This is a genomic window from Acidobacteriaceae bacterium (genome assembly GCA_035944135.1).
GTDB lineage: Bacteria > Acidobacteriota > Terriglobia > Terriglobales > Acidobacteriaceae > Granulicella.
Genome location: DASZBM010000010.1, coordinates 126,605 through 143,473, shown reverse-complemented (window position 1 = coordinate 143,473; position 16,869 = coordinate 126,605). Strand labels below are relative to the sequence as shown.

At 62.2% G+C, this 16,869-nt stretch carries 17 protein-coding genes; 6 read left to right on the top strand and 11 right to left on the bottom strand.

All coding sequences use genetic code 11. From position 1 onward, the window contains the following. Positions 1-73: 73 nt before the first annotated feature. The 8 genes from VGU25_15080 to VGU25_15045 all read right to left on the bottom strand — a co-directional run bounded on the left by VGU25_15080 (position 74) and on the right by VGU25_15045 (position 8,972). Positions 74-1,066, bottom strand: coding sequence for a glycosyltransferase (locus tag VGU25_15080; protein ID HEV2578526.1), 993 nt, complete (start codon positions 1,064-1,066; stop codon positions 74-76). Between the two features lie 48 nt (positions 1,067-1,114). Continuing rightward, positions 1,115-3,775 carry a TonB-dependent receptor gene (locus VGU25_15075; protein ID HEV2578525.1) on the bottom strand — a complete coding sequence of 887 codons (2,661 nt, stop codon included), beginning with the start codon at positions 3,773-3,775 and terminating at the stop codon, positions 1,115-1,117. A gap of 159 nt (positions 3,776-3,934) precedes the next feature. Next, complete coding sequence (locus VGU25_15070; protein HEV2578524.1) at positions 3,935-4,300, bottom strand: hypothetical protein; 366 nt, start codon at positions 4,298-4,300, stop codon at positions 3,935-3,937. A gap of 93 nt (positions 4,301-4,393) precedes the next feature. Beyond that, complete coding sequence (locus VGU25_15065) at positions 4,394-5,377, bottom strand: electron transfer flavoprotein subunit alpha/FixB family protein (protein ID HEV2578523.1); 984 nt, start codon at positions 5,375-5,377, stop codon at positions 4,394-4,396. Then, a complete protein-coding gene (locus VGU25_15060; protein HEV2578522.1) occupies positions 5,377-6,156 on the bottom strand; it encodes an electron transfer flavoprotein subunit beta/FixA family protein in 780 nt (259 codons plus the stop codon). Before VGU25_15060 ends, VGU25_15065 begins: the two co-directional genes overlap by 1 nt. Positions 6,157-6,192: 36 nt before the next feature. After that, positions 6,193-8,187 carry a (Fe-S)-binding protein gene (locus tag VGU25_15055; protein HEV2578521.1) on the bottom strand — a complete coding sequence of 665 codons (1,995 nt, stop codon included), beginning with the start codon at positions 8,185-8,187 and terminating at the stop codon, positions 6,193-6,195. A 121-nt stretch (positions 8,188-8,308) separates the two neighbouring features. After that, positions 8,309-8,593 carry a hypothetical protein gene (locus tag VGU25_15050; protein HEV2578520.1) on the bottom strand — a complete coding sequence of 95 codons (285 nt, stop codon included), beginning with the start codon at positions 8,591-8,593 and terminating at the stop codon, positions 8,309-8,311. A gap of 106 nt (positions 8,594-8,699) precedes the next feature. Further along, entirely contained in the window at positions 8,700-8,972 is a 273-nt protein-coding gene (locus tag VGU25_15045) for a hypothetical protein (GenBank protein ID HEV2578519.1), read from the bottom strand. Between the two features lie 187 nt (positions 8,973-9,159). Between VGU25_15045 and VGU25_15040 the strand changes: the two genes are divergently transcribed. The 3 genes from VGU25_15040 to VGU25_15030 are packed head-to-tail and all read left to right on the top strand — an operon-like array spanning position 9,160 to position 10,801. Then, positions 9,160-9,336 (top strand): hypothetical protein, encoded by a 177-nt coding sequence (locus tag VGU25_15040; GenBank protein HEV2578518.1) that lies wholly within the window; start codon positions 9,160-9,162, stop codon positions 9,334-9,336. Next, positions 9,336-10,052, top strand: coding sequence for an SIMPL domain-containing protein (locus tag VGU25_15035; protein ID HEV2578517.1), 717 nt, complete (start codon positions 9,336-9,338; stop codon positions 10,050-10,052). Before VGU25_15040 ends, VGU25_15035 begins: the two co-directional genes overlap by 1 nt. 8 nt (positions 10,053-10,060) lie before the next feature. Then, on the top strand, positions 10,061-10,801 hold the full coding sequence (locus tag VGU25_15030; GenBank protein HEV2578516.1) for an acyltransferase: 741 nt from the start codon (positions 10,061-10,063) through the stop codon (positions 10,799-10,801). A gap of 12 nt (positions 10,802-10,813) precedes the next feature. On the opposite strand, the gene VGU25_15025 is transcribed toward VGU25_15030, so the two are convergent. Next, positions 10,814-11,692: an ester cyclase gene (locus tag VGU25_15025; protein ID HEV2578515.1), complete on the bottom strand. Its 879-nt coding sequence runs from the start codon at positions 11,690-11,692 to the stop codon at positions 10,814-10,816. Between the two features lie 95 nt (positions 11,693-11,787). On the opposite strand from VGU25_15025, the gene VGU25_15020 reads away from it, so the two are divergent. From VGU25_15020 to VGU25_15010, 3 genes are read left to right on the top strand one after another with little or no spacing between them, the layout of a single operon-like run. Continuing rightward, a complete protein-coding gene (locus VGU25_15020) occupies positions 11,788-12,486 on the top strand; it encodes a site-2 protease family protein (protein HEV2578514.1) in 699 nt (232 codons plus the stop codon). A gap of 54 nt (positions 12,487-12,540) precedes the next feature. Continuing rightward, positions 12,541-13,722 carry a tryptophan--tRNA ligase gene (gene trpS / locus VGU25_15015; protein ID HEV2578513.1) on the top strand — a complete coding sequence of 394 codons (1,182 nt, stop codon included), beginning with the start codon at positions 12,541-12,543 and terminating at the stop codon, positions 13,720-13,722. Positions 13,723-13,724: 2 nt separating this feature from the next. After that, positions 13,725-14,774, top strand: a complete 1,050-nt coding sequence (locus tag VGU25_15010) for a segregation/condensation protein A (protein ID HEV2578512.1) — start codon at positions 13,725-13,727, stop codon at positions 14,772-14,774. A 45-nt stretch (positions 14,775-14,819) separates the two neighbouring features. Here the strand turns inward: VGU25_15010 and VGU25_15005 are convergent, their stop codons facing one another. Then, on the bottom strand, positions 14,820-15,491 hold the full coding sequence (locus VGU25_15005) for a TIGR03435 family protein (protein ID HEV2578511.1): 672 nt from the start codon (positions 15,489-15,491) through the stop codon (positions 14,820-14,822). 415 nt (positions 15,492-15,906) lie between these two features. Beyond that, positions 15,907-16,827, bottom strand: coding sequence for a glycosyltransferase family 2 protein (locus VGU25_15000; GenBank protein HEV2578510.1), 921 nt, complete (start codon positions 16,825-16,827; stop codon positions 15,907-15,909). Positions 16,828-16,869: the final 42 nt, after the last annotated feature.

The following is a 16,869-nucleotide window of genomic DNA, read 5'->3' as shown; positions in this document are numbered from 1 at the left end:
AAACCGTCCCACCGATTTGCTCCGGGCGCTCGCGTCTCACGCTCGGTATGGCGCAGCTTGTCTTGGGTGGTGATCAGGCGATGCTCCTCGATGAGATCAGCACCTCAACGTCTCTCACGTAGGGCTTATAGTCCACGATGGGAAGCATGAGGCGCTGCACGCGGCTGTTCAACAGCGCCAGGATCGACGTCAGCGTCGTGAAGAGCGCCTGCAGAACAATGATGATCAAACCGAAGCTCACAGTTGTCGCCCATCCGGGAGTCGCATGCGCGGGCACAAATAACCTCAGCGACAACACCAGCGCCACAGCCGGAACCGTGAGGCATGTCATCACCACGGTAATCAATAGCAAGCGCACGAAGATCGTGTCTGCGTACACGCTGATCGCGCTGAACCCATGCACAATCAATGAGGTGAAGTTCATCTTCGAGCGGCCGGCATAGCGCTTGCCGCGATCGATCGGCACCTGCAGAAGTGGGATGCGCGAGCGAAGCACAGCAGCGGCCAGGTTGTTCCACAAATCCGGAATCATCGTTAGCCGGCGCACGTTTCCGGAGGAGATCAGCGAGAAATTCCCGAAGCGTATCTCCTTGCCTGTCACCAGCCGAAACACCGAGCGATAGATGACGTACGACGCCTTGAAGGCCAGGCTCTCCGAGCGCCGCCGCCGGCGCGCCACAATGCAGAACTCCCGTTGCCCCTGCGCCCGCTCCAGCAGCGCCGGAATCGACTCCGGAGGATCTTCCCCGTCAGAGTCCATCACGAGAACCGCGTCAGAGTCGGCGCTATCCGCCGCCCTGCAGAGGCCAATGGCGATCGCCCGCTGATGTCCTACGTTCACCGCAAGCTGCACCAGCTCAAGCTGTTCAATGAATTCCAGCTCCGCCGCAGCCTGCCGGAAAACATCGTCTGGCTGTGTTGATCCGTCATCAATCACAGAGACGATCAGCTCGCAGTCGAGCGAGGCGGCAATCCGGTCCAGCGCGCGCATGAGGATAGACAGCGACTCCCAGTCATTGAAGACAGGGATCACCACTCTCAGGCGCAGGCGGGGAGAGGCTGTCATTACTGTGATCTTAACCTACCCGCTCTTGCTGACAGCCTCTGCCCATGCTTAGAACCGGAAATCCAGCTCGCCCGTTACATCCCGCGGTGTCACGTAATGCGTTCCCGAGAACGTCGAGAGGAAGTTGTAAAGCGCGTACTTGTTCGTCAGGTTGACCGCTGTGAGCTTCGCGCCAAACTTGTAGCGTTCGTTCGGTCCGAAGTGGACGATGTTGTCATCGCCTAATTCCATGTCGAAGAGATTGCGCGGCTGAATCCGCTGTGGATTGTGGTCGTTGTTCTCCGTGTTCGGTGCGGGAATCCTCACAAGGTTCGATGTGAGCTGCGAGGCCAGGCAGTAGCCGCCCGGGATCGCCGTCGTCTGCGTTGCCTTCACTCCGTTGCAGGTCAGCCCCGCCTGGAATTGCTCATCCGCGGTCAGGCTGCTCAGGCTAATCGCGGGCTGTCCGTTGACGATCATGGAGTACTGACCACAATTCGTGTTCGGGTCAGTCGTTCCGTAGCAAGGGACCGATCCCGCCACCAGGCCGGAGTCAAAGCGCCAGTTGAACGAGTAGAAGAGGCTCTTCTTAAAGGGCATCTTGTACTCAAAGTGGGTCGACTGGTTGAACTTCTCGTCGTGATCTATGCGGAACGGATATCCGCCCGGTGCGCCGATGGTCGCGCCCACACCGCCGATCTGCGGATTGAAGAACCGCGCAGCCACTGAGGACATCGTCACGCGCGCGGACAATCCCTTCACCGGCGTCAGCGTTCCACTGAACGTCCAGCCTGGAATCTTCGAGTTATGCCATTCGATCGGGAACGTGATCGGTGTCGCGCCAAGCACGCTGAAGTCATAACCGTTATGCGTGTACTTCCAGATGTATTCGGCATCGAGAACGAAGTGATGCCCAATGCTCTGCTGCACGCCGGTATGGAACTCATTGCGGAAGCCGGGGTTGAACGGCGCAGGATTGCAGGGACCCAGCGTGCTGAGGATCGCATTCAGCACCGGGTCGTAGCAGCCTTTGCTCGAAAGCACGAGGTTCTCGTTGAACGGTGTCTCCTGCGTTCGCGCGTACGATGCGCGCAGCACCGTTCCACCCTTGGGCAGGTTATAGGCAAAGCCCAAACGCGGCTCGACGACGCGCTGTATCGCAAGGCCGTTGTATATGTCGCCGCGAATGCCCGCGTTGATCAGCCAGTGCCCGGCGGTGATCTGGTCTTCGCCGTACATCGCGAGCTGCTTCACATCCGTTCGCCCGTGCCAAGTGTAGGTCGTTCCACCGCGCGTCAAATCATACGGCGTGAGCACCGGGTTGTAGTTGGCGCTTCCCGGTGCATTCAACGTTGAATCAACCAGACCGAGCGTGTCGTTCTCGCGCAGGAAGGTCTGCTGATACATGGCGCCGACCTTCACGTTGTTCGCCCCGCTCACATAAGAGACGTCCGTGTGCGCGCCTGCATTCATTAGCGAGCGCTGCTGCATCACGCTCTCCTGCTGGATGGGCCCAAGATCATTCAGCAAATTATTGCTCGGGTAGTAGTCGTATGCATCGCGCCGCAGGTAGGGGGCGAAGTTGAGCACAGTCGTGTCGCCGATCGTGCGCGTGTACGTCGGCGCAACATCGATGGTCTGTATCTGCGACCGCTGGTCGGTCCGCCCGGTATTGACGCCGTCGAGCGAATTGCCGGGCGTCACATAGCCGTATTGCGTGTCATAGGTGTTCGGCGTCTGAAACCAGGAGCGCGTGAACTGCAGGTTCGTGTGCAGAGAACTGATTTTACTCATCTGCAGGTCAACGCGATCGAACAGATTCTCTTCGTTGCCCTTATCGTGATAAACGGCGAACTCAGGAGCATCGAGAAAGCGCCCGGACTCGAGGCCACTCGCGGAAATAAAGTTGCCCCAGTTCTGTCCACCGTACGCGACGTTGGCCGCGAGATTGCTCGTACCGAAGTTGCCGTACGACAGCGTGACGTCGCCTGTCGGCGTCGTTATGCCTTGCCCCGAACGCGTCGTCGCGACCACGACAAGACTCGTCTTGTCGCCGTACTCCGCGGGGGGTGCACCCTCGATGACCTGCATCGACTGCACGGCCGCAGCGGGCACCTGGTTCGAAAACACCTTGCTCTGCTGATCTGTGATCGGCTGCCCGTCGACCGAGAAAGAGACCTCGCCATGATCGCCAAGCCCGTGAATCTGCCCATCAGAGTCAGCCGCGACGCCAGGCGATAGCTGCGTGACGATCGAGCTGAGCTGCGAGGAGAGGCTCTCCACCGGGAGCTCCGCAATCGTTGAGCGGTCGATGTCCGTATGCGCATTCGGATCCTGCTCGGTCAGGTCAACCGGCGCTTCGACGGTCACAGTCGTCGACGAGCTCGCAATCGCCAGCGTCACCGGAACGGTCTGCGCGACAATCGAGCTCACATCGACACGCTTTGAGAAATTTTGGAACCCGCTGCTCGAAACACTCAGCTGATAGGGATTGAACGGCACGTTCACAAACTGGAAGTGACCCGCGCTGTCGGTCGTTTGCGTGCGCGTATATCCACTCACGGAATTTCCGATTGTGACTGTGGCGCCCGGAATGACTGCGCCGGTCGGATCGGCGACGGTGCCCGTCAATGTGCCGGAGTTGCTCTGCGCACTCACCGCACTGGCGACAGCAATCGCAAGGATGCCGGCGAATGCGCTCAGCAGACGCCGAATTCGATATCTCTTCATGGGAAGACCTCTGTCTCTCATCTCAGGCAGAAGCCGGACAGCTCTTTCATCACTAACCGGCGAGAAGCCCCGGCGCCCTTTGTTAGACGCCGGAAACCTAAACCGCAACGACGATGCTTCGCTCACTCGGAGCGGACATCTCACGTCACAGCAGAATCGCTAGAGAAGGACAGAGGGTGGGGGTCGGCTGAAACCGGCAAAATACCACAGCGTGCGGGGCTTACGCGACGATGCCAGAAGGAGATTGATCTCCAGAAGCAGGCCAACGATAAGCGCACCGAAACCCGTCACCGGCAGCGCCGAGTGCATCGCTACGCACAGCGGGCAGGCATCCTCGCCAACTCCGGACGAAGACGGTGAATGCGCCGCAACCTGCGCCGCCGAGTTCGGAAGCCAGTCGCCGTGAATATGCGCAGCCTGCGCCACGCCCGCGACAGCGATCAGAAGAACGCAGACAAAAGCCGCGATCCGCAGCCACAAAGGCCGCGTCCCGACATCACGTCCGCGTTGAGTCGTCCGTTGCACGCTACTTCCAGTATGACGCGATTTCGGCACCCACGGACGCAGCCGCCCCGAAATCGTGCCGTTACATCGCGTTACGTGCCCAACATCAGCCGCTTACCCCTTCAGCGCGCGGGTTACGGCCGGGACAATCTCAAACAGATCCCCTACCGCTGCGACGTCCGCCACCTCAAAGATCGGCGCATCCGGATCCTTGTTGATCGCAATCACCGTTCGCGCGCCCTTCATTCCGACGAGGTGCTGAATCGCGCCCGAGATCCCCACAGCGACATAAACCTTCGGCGCCACCGTCTGGCCCGAGCTCCCCACCTGACGCTCCATCGGCAGCCACCCCGCATCGCAAATCGGCCGCGAAGCCGCCAGCTCCGCTCCCAGCGCACTGGCCAGCTCCTCGACGATCTTCAGGTTGTCCTGCTCGCCGATCCCGCGCCCGACGCTCACAATCACCTGTGCCGATCCGAGATCGACCGTGCGCGCCGCCTCACGGAACGGCTCCCCTGGCTTGGTGCGAATCTGCGAACCATCAATCTGCGGTGAAAACTGTTTCACCTCACCCGCGGCCGCTCCAGCATCGGCCGCGTCCGCGCGAAAACTTCCCGCCTGCACCGACACAAAGCACGGCCCGCTGCCCACGTGCCGGTATTGCGCATTCAGCTTGCCGCCCATCCACTGCCGCGTAAACGTCGCTGCACCCTCGCTCACATTCATGGCGATCACATCGCTCACCAGCACCTCGCCCATGCGCGTCGCCAGCGCGGGCGCGTAGTCCCGCACCTGGTACGTATGCGGAAGCACCACGAAGGCCGGCTTCGCCTCGGCAATCAACTGCTGCAAAGCCGCCACAAATCCATCCGCCGTGTAGCGCTCGAGCAGCGGATGCCCCACGCTCCATACCGTCGCCACACCCTCGCCCGCGAGCTGCGCCGCCAGTGTCGCGTTCGCATCCGGCGCGCCCAGGACCGCTGCCGCCACCGGCATCTTCAACTCGACCGCAAGCCTCTTCGCCGCCGCCAGCGCCTCGCGGCTGATGCGATGCCACCCTCCAGCCGCCGCCTGCTCCATCACCACAAGAACGCTCATCAGATCCCCACCTCTACCTTCAACCGCTCCGCGAGCTTCGCCGCAATCTGGTCCGCCGCTCCGCTCAGAATCTCCGTCTGCCGCGTGCGCTCAGGCATCGCGACGCGAACCACCTCATCGTGCCGCGCAGCCGCAGCCGTAGCCTCTACCTGCTTGCTCTCTTTCGACCGCGCGCGCTTGATGCCCATCAGCGTCGCGTAGCGCAGCCGGTTGCCGCCCGATTGAATCGTCAGCAGCGCCGGCACCGGCACCTCGATCTGCTGAAACCACCCGTCCTCCAGCTCGCGCTTCACGCGAATCTGCTTCGCTCCCGCGCTTGCTTCTACGCTGAGCACCAGCGTGACGTGCGGCAGTCCCAACAACTCCGCCAGCACAACACCCGTCTGCCCCGCGCCAAGATCATCCGACTGCAAGCCGGTCAGTACAAGGTCCGGCGACTCGCCGCGAACTGCCTCCGCCAGCATCTGCGCCACGCCCAGCGTGTCCCGCTCGGCTAACGATCCCGCGCCATCCTCCGGCGTCACAATGTGCAGCGCGCGGTCCGCGCCCTTCGCCAGCGCCTCGCGCAGCGTCGACTCGGCTCGCTCCGGCCCCGCCGACAGCACCACAACCTCGCCCTCACCAAGCCGCTCCTTCAACTGCAGCGCCTCTTCCAGCGCATACGCGTCCGGCTCGTTCATCGTCCACGCATCGCCCGTGTCGACGCCGCGCCCGTCTGCCGCCACACGCACCGGCGCATCGCGCTCAGGCACCTGCTTCACCGCCACAACAATCTTCATCTACGCTCCACGCTGCGCTCATCGCGCAAACCGAGGCTACCTTATCGTCGGCTGCTCTGTCTTTGCCGCAGGATTCGCGCGCTCAAGCGACCGCGCCGTGAGCTGCGCGATATCCAGCACCGCAGGCTGCGAATCCTTCGCCACCGCCGCCGTTGCATCCCTGAACATCGTGTTGCAGAACGGGCACGCCGTTCCAATCGTCTGCGCTCCGGTCGCCATCAGCTCCTTTGCGCGCACGTTGCTCACGCGCTCACCTGGCTCTTCGCCGAGAAACGCCAGCCCTCCACCCGCGCCGCAGCAGAAGCTCCGCTCGCGATGCCGCTCGGCTTCCACCAGCTCGCCACTCTTCTTCACCACCGCGCGCGGCTCGTCGTACACATCGCGATACCGCCCGAGATAGCACGGATCGTGATACACAATCGCTCCGCCATCCTGCTGCGGCAACAGATGTTCATGCCGCGCCATGAACTCCGAGTGATGCTCGATCTCCGGCGCCACACCGTACTCGCGCCAGTCCGTCGCAATCGTGCGCACGCAGTGCGGGCAGATCGCCACAATCTTCTGCACCTTCGCCTGCGCAAACGCCTTCAGCCCCTGCTCCGCGAGCGACCCAAACACCAGATCATTGCCCAGCCTTCGCGCCGGATCGCCCGTGCACTTCTCCTTCTTCAGCACGCCGAAGCTTGTGCCCAGGTGCCGCATCACGCGCGCAAAGTCCGCAACAATCTCGCGTCCCTTCGGATCGTATCCGCCCATGCATCCCAGCCACAGGCAGTATTCCTGCGTTCCGTCGAAGATCGGTAATTGCTCGCGCTCGACAAACTTGTCGCGCTCCATCGCAGACATCCCGAGCGCATTGCCCTGCTTCTCCAGCGCAAGAAACAGCTTCGTTCCGTACTTGTCCTCCCACGCGCCCGTGTTCACCGCACCGCGCCGCAGTCCAACAATGATCGGCAGATGTTGCACACCCACGGGACACTGAAACTCGCACGCCCCGCAGGTCGTGCATTCAAACGCCGCCTCCATCGACAGCCAATTCGCCGCTGGATTATCCGGCGATGCATTAGCCTCTTCGCCTCGCAACTCATTCAGCAGCGGCTTGTCGCTCGCCGGCCCAAACTCGTTCAGATACCCGCGCACGCCGAGCGCGATCTCCTTCGGATTAAGCACCTTGCCCGTATTTGCCGCCGGACAATGCTCCGTGCATCGTCCGCACTCCACGCAGCTGTAGGCCTGCAGCGCGATCAACTGCGTCACGTCCTTGCCCGCGAGCAAACCAAAATCCTCTTCCGTCTCGGACTCATCCAGCTTCGGAATATCCGAGAAGCCCGCGCGCTTCACAAAGATGGTGAACGGACTCAGCACCAGGTGCAGATGCTTCGTCCCCGGAATGATCGGCAGAAACGCGAGCAGCGTGACCGTGTGTACCCACCACCACGCCTTCAGCGCAGCGCTGTCCGTGGGCAGCGTGAACGCCGCCAGGTAGCTCACCATCAGCAGAAAGATCAGCCCGGCAATCACACCTGACTCAACCGAGACATGCTCACCCAGCCATCGTGGCCGCACGAAAAATCGCCGCACAAACAGCCCGGCAATCGACACCGCAACCAGCAGTGCCCACACGCCGACGAAGTCGAAATAAAACTCGCCGGCAATCCCGGTGTGCTGCAGCACACCAACCCGCAATCCCGTCAGCAAATGATTCGTCGTCACCACCGCGAACGCGAGGAATCCCCAGAACACGAACGCATGCGCCAGCCCCGGCAGCGGCCGCTGCCTGATTACTTTGCTCTGGCACACCACTTCTGAGAAGAACTCCCACACGCGCCTTCCCACCGGCGCCAGCGAAAATCCGACATCCTTTTTCGCTCGTAGAACATTTCCTGCGATCGGCCACAACCGCCACAGAAAAATCCCCAGCGAAGCCCCGCACAGCACAACCAGCAGGATCATCTCTGCGACCGAGAAATGAAGCGGCTCCGCCAGTTCGACCGACGCAAGCGCGCCCACTCCCGCAAACTCAACGACCACGTACTCCTCCGCACAACGCAGTCACGATAGCAGGCCGACAACACAATGCGCAGCTATGCCAAAAGCACAACGGCGAGCCGAAGCTCGCCGCTGAAACTCCAAAAATCGTTCTGCTTATTTCTCAATAGCTAAAAAACTCATTCAGCCCGCGCCGCAGCCGGATTCCCGCCGTATAGGAGATCGCCGCCAGCACAAACAGGAGGATGTCCCAGCCCAGCATCGGCCGGTGCCATCCCGGCGAGTACGTCGCATCCTGCCCCGCCCACAAGGTCACCAGCAGCCCGATCACCAAAAACTGCGTTCCCATCACCAGCAGCAGTTGCCCGCGCCGGCGGCGCCGGTCCAGTTGGTCAACCTGAGCCGGGGTCAGGTCGCGCTCTTCTGCGGGCAGGACGGTGTTCGGCATTCTCACAACTCCTTCGGGGAACTTCATGGGGCGCCGCCAAAGATGCGGGGGCCGCTAACGCTCTTTATTACACCACAAGCTCGCCCGAACCGGCTCTCCCACCCCGTTACAAGAACGCCACCGACTGAATCCCAGTGACGTCGAACCGCTTGCGGCACCGGATGTTCTTGCACCCCACCATGTCGTCCCGCCGGACCATGTAACTCTGCGCCTTTGCAAACCGCGCGCGGTCGCGGTCATCGGCTCCGCGCGGCAGTTGCGACCGCTTGCTGCGGATCAGCCAGCTCAGCTGGTAGTCGGCCGATTGCCCGCAGTGCGGGCACGTCATCGTGTGGCTCCGCTGCTCGGTCCTCTCATCGAAAAAATCGCGCTCTTCCATTGCCCCACACCTCCGAGCGTCTCTATACGTACCCTCTATGCGTTCCGTTGGATGCGTTCTCGCACCTGCCGGAACTCCCGCGCAATATGCTACATCCGCCACCACCCCAGCAAGCGAAAAACGCTTGCAGGGACCCCGGGCCGTCAAGCATGGGATACGCTGAAGCCTCGGGAGCACCATCATCGCCATGGCGAAAGCAAAAAAATCTGTCTTCTCCGCGACAAAGGCCGTCAAGGCCAACGCCCGCGAACGCCTCGGCACCCCGCCGCCCTCGCACCCGCTGCCGGATCCCAAACAGAAGGCCGCCGCCAAGCCCAAACACAAAGAGACCCTCGCCGACCTTCTCGAACGCAAGGAGGATTAATGAAACGCTGGGCAATTCTCGTATCAATGTTGTCGGTATTCTCTTCAGCGGTATTCGCACAGACATCCCAAGGTCCCTCGCTGGTTATCAGCAAGGAGAACCGGACACTTTCTGTGTCGGCCCCCGGCCATGCTGAGGCCGACCCCGACATTGCTGACCTGAATGTAGGTTTTGTCGTGTACGCGTCGACCCTTCAAGCCGCTTATAAGGCAGCCGGCGACACCTCCAATGCAATTGTCAAGGCCATGTTGGATGCCGGCGCATCGAAGAGCGAGATACAAAGCCGGTCGCAACGCGTGTCCCGCCTCAGCGACTACGAAAAGAAGGGAATGCGCTTCAGTATCACTCAGGATTGGGCGGTCCGCGTTGCCCCCAAAGATGCCGCACTCATTCTTGATGCGGCAGTAAACGCCGGCGCAAACCAAAGCGGTGACATCACATGGCGCATGAAGTCTGATATCCCTCTCGACACCGAAGCCATCCGCAAAGCCAGCGAGCGCGCCCGGGCCATCGCGGCCGCCCTGGCAGAAGGCATGGGCGTCACGCTCGGCAAGCCTCTGTTCGTCACCAACAATGTCAGCAGTGGCGTGACACCGCGTGTCTACGGCTATGCGGGCAATGCAGCAATGGAACTGAAGCGGACTCAGCCACTCGCCATCGAAACTCAGCGCGTCGAACGCGACGCCACTGTCGAGATCGTCTACGCCCTCGAATAGGCTCTCCCATGCCCGTCTTCGACTATCGCGACCCCCGCCCCACCCCCGACGCCGAGCACCTCTTCACCGAGTGGCTGGCCTCGCTCGACTCCAGCTTCACTCGCGACACCACCTACGAGGCCCGCAGCGAAATCGTCCGCGACACCCTCCGCAACATCCTGCCGTCGGCCACCAGCACCATCACCCGCGCCTCCCTCGACCCGCGCAACGTCACCCTCGAGCCGGAGTACTACGGCGACATGGACCCCGCACGCTACTACCCGCGCAAGCCGCTCATCTGGCTCTGGCTGCAGTTCGACGCCTCGCCCCTCGGCCCCAACCAGTGGCTCGGCGAGCGCCTCCGCAACATGCTTGGCCGCCACATCTTCGCGCGCCTCGGGGCACGCGTCCGCATCTTCCAGCACGTCCAGTTCAGCTACGGCTACAACCTCGAGATCGGCGACGACTGCTGGATCCACCGCCACGTCCTGCTCGACGACCGCGGCGGCATCACCCTCCACGACGGCACCAGCATCTCCGACTACGCCAACATCTACTCGCACACGCACGATCTCGTCGACCAGCGCGACGTCTCCAACCTCCGCACCGAGATCGGCCCCCGCGCCCGCATCACCTATCACGCCACCGTGCTCGCCGGCACCAAGGTCGGCCCCGACGCCATGCTCGGCGCCCTCGGCCTCGCCACCCGCGACATCCCCGCCCACACCGTCGCCCTCGGAATCCCCGCCAAGCCGAAGCTCACCAAATAGCGTCGGCGGCAATTACCAATACGCCAGCGGCTCCGGCAGCACCGTCCCGCAGGTGCACTTTCCATCCGGCACTTCTACCGACGCCATCTTGTCGCACTCCGGGCACCGCACGCGCCGCGCACCAAGATGATGCGGTATCCACACTCCCGTCATGCCTCCAACTCCATAATCCGCCGACCCAAAGTACCGCCCGACCGCCGCACGGTGCTCGCCCATTGTCATCAGCGGCTTCATCGACTCCGGCGTCTCCCACGCCGTGATCGTCATCATCCGATCCTCAACCGTCGTCGTCACCGCGCTGATGAACCCCGGAATCGCGAGCAGTTCCTGCAAAATCTTCCGGCTGCTCTCGCGGATGTGAAGCTCATCCTCTTTGTCCCGCGCTGAGATGAACGTGATGCCGAAAGCTCCCGGAACAGCCTTGCTGCCATTGGTCACGCGCAGCCCGGTGCCGAACGAAAAAGGCCCGATCGCGTGCGGCTGCACAATCACATCCAGCCCCAGCGCCCGCGGCACCGCCGCCGAATCGAAGTACCCCTGCACGCTGCGCAGCTTCCCATCCGCAACGGCCGCAATATCCACCCCACTAACCTCAATCGCGCGTCCCGTCGGCGGCAAACCCATCATCGACCCGCTGTTGACGCCCCGCATCAACCATTCCGCAGATATCGCCCCGCCCTCGCCCTCCATCGCACTCACCATTTCAAACGACAGATCCGGAAACGCGCTCCACAGCCCTCGCGCATATTCACCGATCGCCGCTCCGGTCAGCGGTCCGGGCGTGGTCGGATCGCAGTACGTTCCGCCCTCCACAAACAGCGCGACAATCCCATCCGCATCATGACGATTCCACGCGTCGGCGTAGCTCTCAAACACTTGTAAAGGAGTCATCGGCGGATGCTACTCCACGCGAATCTCGCTCACAACAAAATAGTTCCGCTCCGCGGGCCCAAATACGCGAAAGCCGTCCGGTACTCTAGGAGACGATGCCTTTAACTATTGCTCTGGTCATCTTTGAGCTCGTCGTGATGGTTCTCTCCATCTCGCTTCACGACTCCGCCCAGGCTTGGACGGCCAACCGTCTCGGCGACCCCACCGCCCGCATGATGGGCCGCATCAGCCTCAACCCCGCCAAACACTTCGACCTCTTCGGCATGCTCATCTGGCCCGTGCTCTTCATCTTTCAGTCGCCGCTCGTTCTCGGCTGGGGCAAGCCCGTACCCATGACGCCCCGCAACTTTCGTCGCCCCTCGCGCGACGAGATGGTCGCCACCCTCGCCGGCCCCGGCGTGCAACTGCTCGCCGCCCTGGTTGCGCTCCTCATTCTCGTCATCCTGCGGCACACGCAGTCGGACTCCATCCTTTCGCTCACGATCGCCAAGGAACTCGGCATGCGCAACCTCGCCGTGCCGCTGAACAACCTCCCCGCGATCTTCCCGCTCTACCTGTTCCTCTACTTCTGCATCCTCGTCAACCTGCTGCTCTTCGTGTTCAATCTCATTCCGCTCCCATTCCTCGACGGCGGCAAGATCCTGATGCACTATCTCTCCTACAACGCCGCCAAGACCTACCAGAGCCTCAGCATGTGGATGATGATCGGCTTCTTCTTCCTCGGCTTCTACGTCATCATGATCCTCTTTGCCCCGTTGATGACCATCTTCAACCAACTGCTCTTCACCCTCTAAGAGCTCATCCAGACCCGCCTGCTCCGCGCTGATATCCTTAATCTTCAGAAACTCATGAGCTCCTCGCACTCCCGCACAGCACCGCGCCCCCGTGTACTCTCCGGCATGCGCCCCACCGGCAGCCTCCACCTTGGCAACTACATGGGTGCGCTGCACAACTGGGTGCGCCTCCAGCACGACTACGATTGCTTCTTCTTCATCGCCGACCTGCACGCCCTCACCACCGACTACGCCGACCCCTCGCGCGTGCAGCAGAACATCTTCGAGATCGCGCTCGACTTCCTCGCCGCCGGCCTCGACCCCGGCCGCTCCGTCATCTTCCGCCAGTCCGACGTCAAGGAGCACGACCGCCTCAACACCCTCTTCGGCATGTTCACGCCTATTGGCTGGCTCGAGCGCGTGCCCTCCTACAAGGACCAGCAGCAGCAGCTCAACGACAAGGACCTCTCGACCTACGGTTTCCTCGGCTACCCGCTCCTCCAGGCCGCCGACATCCTGCTCTACAAGCCCGACTTCGTCCCCGTCGGCGCCGACCAGGTCGCACACGTCGAGCTCACCCGCGAGGTCGCCCGCCGCTTCAACGGCCTCTACCCCGGTGACTTCTACATGTCCCCCGAAGCCGCGCCCTGGGAGCTGCCCGCCATCCTCGAGAAGGCCCGCAAGATCGCCGGCGAGCCCAAGGACTCCACCCGCACCGACTTCACGCCCCACCAGCTCTTCACCGCCGCGCAGCAGACCAAAAAACTCTCGCCCTTCGGCCGTCGCGAAATCCTGCCCGAGCCCAACGTCCTGCTCACGCCCTCGCCCAAACTCCCCGGGCTCGACGGCCGCAAGATGTCCAAGAGCTACAACAACACCATCGCGCTCTCCGAGCCCGAAGCCGACCTCCGCGCCAAGCTCAAGACCATGGTCACCGACCCCGCGCGCGTCCGCCGCGACGATCCCGGCAACCCCGACCTCTGCCCCGTCGGCGACCTCCACAAGGTCTTTTCCGACGCCGAGACCATCGCCAAGGTCTACGATGGCTGTACGAAAGCCGGCATCGGCTGCATCGAGTGCAAGAGCTGGTGCGCGGACTCCATCATCCGAACCATCGCGCCTATTCAGGACCACCGCCGCGATCTCGAGCGCCGTCCCTCGGTCGTCAAAGACGTACTGGCCAACGGCAAAGACCGCGCCACCAAGCGCGCCGCCGAGACGCTCGCCGAAGTCGAACACGCCATGGGGCTCAGCTAGCCATGCCCGAAAACGAGCTCAACCCGGGCGAACTCCAGAACTCGCAACTCGAATCTCGCGACTCGAATCTTGAAGCGCAACCCCCAGCGGCGCCGCACGAAGAAGGCTCGCAGCTCGAAGCTGACAGCTCACAGCTGAACGCCGAACCATCTCCCGCCACGGAGAACGCCGCCGAGCCCTTCCGCCTCCAATCCCCACCCACGCCCGCTCCCGAAGAGCCCAAAAAGCCCGCGCCCAAAAAAGACCCCGAAGAGGCCTCCCAATCGCCCTTCAGCGTCACCGTCGGCCAGGTCTACGACGGCCCCTTCGACCTCCTGCTCGACCTGATCCGCAAGCAGAACATCGACATCTACGACATTCCCATCGCGCGCATTACCGCGCAGTTCCTCGAGTACACGCGCCACCTCCAACAAACCGACGTCGACTCCGCCGGCGAGTTCGTCTACACCGCCTCGCTCCTGATCCACATCAAGTCAAAGACGCTGCTTCCGCGCGATCCCAAAGAGCTCGGCGATCTCGGCAACGCCGAAGACCCGCGCCGCGAGCTCGTCGAGCGCCTGCTCGAGCACGAGCGCTTCAAAGCCGCCGCCCAGATGCTGCAACAAAAACAAATGCTCGAGGAAGCCACCTGGACCCAGCCCGGCCTCAAGCAGTTCCTCCACGACCAGGGCATCGAGTCCACCGACGACGACCGCGAGATCGCCGCCGACACCGTCGACCTCGTCCGCGTCTTCCAGGAGATCCTGCAGCGCCTCCGCGACCGCCCCGTCCACAACATCGACGAGGACACCGTCACCGTCGGCCAGATGATCGACTACGTGAAGCGCCGCCTCACCATGGAGGACAAGCCGGTCAGCCTGCGCAAACTGCTCGCGAACACCCGCTCCGAGCGCGCATTGATCTGCACCTTCCTCGCCATGCTCGAGCTTGTCCGCCTCCAAGCCATCCTGCTCCGCCAGACCGAATCCCTCGGCGACATCCTCATCAAAAAGGCCGACAACTTCGATCAGGTAATGGCCGACGACTCGATCGCCCGCGACGACTGGAGCTAACGCTCCGACTGCCGGAGCAATGGGGAGGCAGAACTCGGCGGCGGACTAATTCGAGCTCGGCTGTTGAACGGAGTTAATAACAAGGACATCGAGCTGCGCGGTGGCGGGTTCGAGTTTGAGGCCGAGTTGTTCCTGGACCGCCGTGAAGATACTGAGATCGCCCGGCTGAGGGTCACGTTCGATGCGAAATTCAGGTGTAGCTTCGATACGGAGTTTGTAAGTGCCCGTCAGACGAGTGCGGTCGATGACGGGGCGATCTGAAACGAAGCCGTTCCATATGGCGTTTGCCAGGTCGGGCATTGCGATGCGGTCTGCCTCTAGAAATTGATTGCGGCCGTCGACGCCATTAATTTCGTGATCTCCTGCTGTGCTTGCGGGGAACTTCGGGCCGGCTTTGCTGACGACAAGCGCGTAGACGGGAGACTGCTTTTTCTCGAAGTGGGCCTTGAGCTGGAAGCGATCTGCGAGGAGGGTTTGCAGCATTTGGCGAAAGTCCTCGTGCGTGGGCGAGGTGCCGTCAGCAGCCGTGGCAATGATGTCATAGTAGGTGTTCTCTTGTTCGTCTATGCCGGGCATGGACACTTGAAAGTTCTTGAGGTCGTAGGCTTCCATGATGAGGCCGCGCAGGTTATAGCCTTCGAGGCGCACGCGTGGACCACTGGCGGTATAGCCCATGACGGTGCGCAGCGGCCCTTGATGGGGATGGATGCTTGCCACCTCAAAGGCGAATCGCCCGGGCCCTCGTAGTGCAGGCGCATTGCTCTGAGCGACGGCGAAAGGCGTGGCAAGGGCAACAGAGAACGCCGTCAGCAAAAGCCCAAAAGAGAGCACGGGGCGCATGGCGCGAGTTTACGCCCCCAAAGCTTTCGGCATATTAGTGGTTGGTCGCCCATAAGGACGTTTCCATCACGGCCTTTTCCCCCTCGGCACGACTAGCCACCCCATTTGGTTGCGGAAGAGGGCCGCCCGATCAGCCTGCGCAAACTGCTCTCTAACACCCGCTGCTCGAGCTCGTCCGCCTGCAAGCCATCCTGCTCCGCCAGACCGAATCCCTCGGCGACATCCTCATCAAAAAGGCTGACCAGTTCGACCAGGTCATGGCCGACGACAGCATCGCCCGCGACGACTGGAGCTAAAGCTCCAGCTTTCCCATCCGCCCGCGCAACCCATCTACAATCCCGCGCGCGCAGTGCCGCAGCTTCCGCCACTTGTCCTCTTCAAACGCCACGATCTTCCACACATCCGAGAGCGACATCCGGAACCGCGACAGCACAAACCGCGGAAAGCTCCGCCCATAATGCCGCGCCATCCAGACCTTGTTCCGCTCCTGGTAATACCTCCGCACGGGCGAGTAGTTCGTCACGCAAAACTCTCTCCCCAATAACCGATGCCTCGCCGGCGACCCCAGCGCATGCAGCAGCGTCGCATCCTCCGTCTCATCCAGCACCATCCCCGCGCGCCTCAGCCGCAGGCTGTACTCATGATCCACCTCATCGATAAACAACTCCTCGCGAAACAACCCAAACTCGCGCAGCGTCTCCACGCGCAACAGACTCCCCGAGGTCCACGCAATCGCAATCCCTTCCTTCGCCCGCACCGCGGGCAGCACCGCGCCCGTCTCCGCATCTCTGTACTGCGGCGTCAGGATCTTCAGCCGCTCGCCCCACCGGCTCCCGCGATACGCGCGCAGCATCGCCCCCACAAACCCCGGCGTCACCCGCGAGTCCTGATCAAACAGGAACACCCACTCGGCACCGCACTCCATCGCCCTCTGCACCCCACGATTCAGCGCCGCAGCAATCCCAAAGTTTCTCCCGTTCTCAATCAGCTCAATCCCCATCGTGTCGGCTGCCACACCAACAATCTCGCGCCTCTCCGCCGACGACCCGTTATCCACTACAATCAGCCGCTCCACCTGCAGCCGCAACGCCTTGAGATTCCCGATCAGCTCCGGCCCAGGCTCATACGTCACCACCACAGCCGCGATGCCTTCGCCTTGCTGCGGCGATATCTCTCCCGCACCTGCACTCTGCTCACCCATCCGAACCTTCATCCTAGGTCATCCGCCTCAGAGCGATATCCGGAGCGATACTAT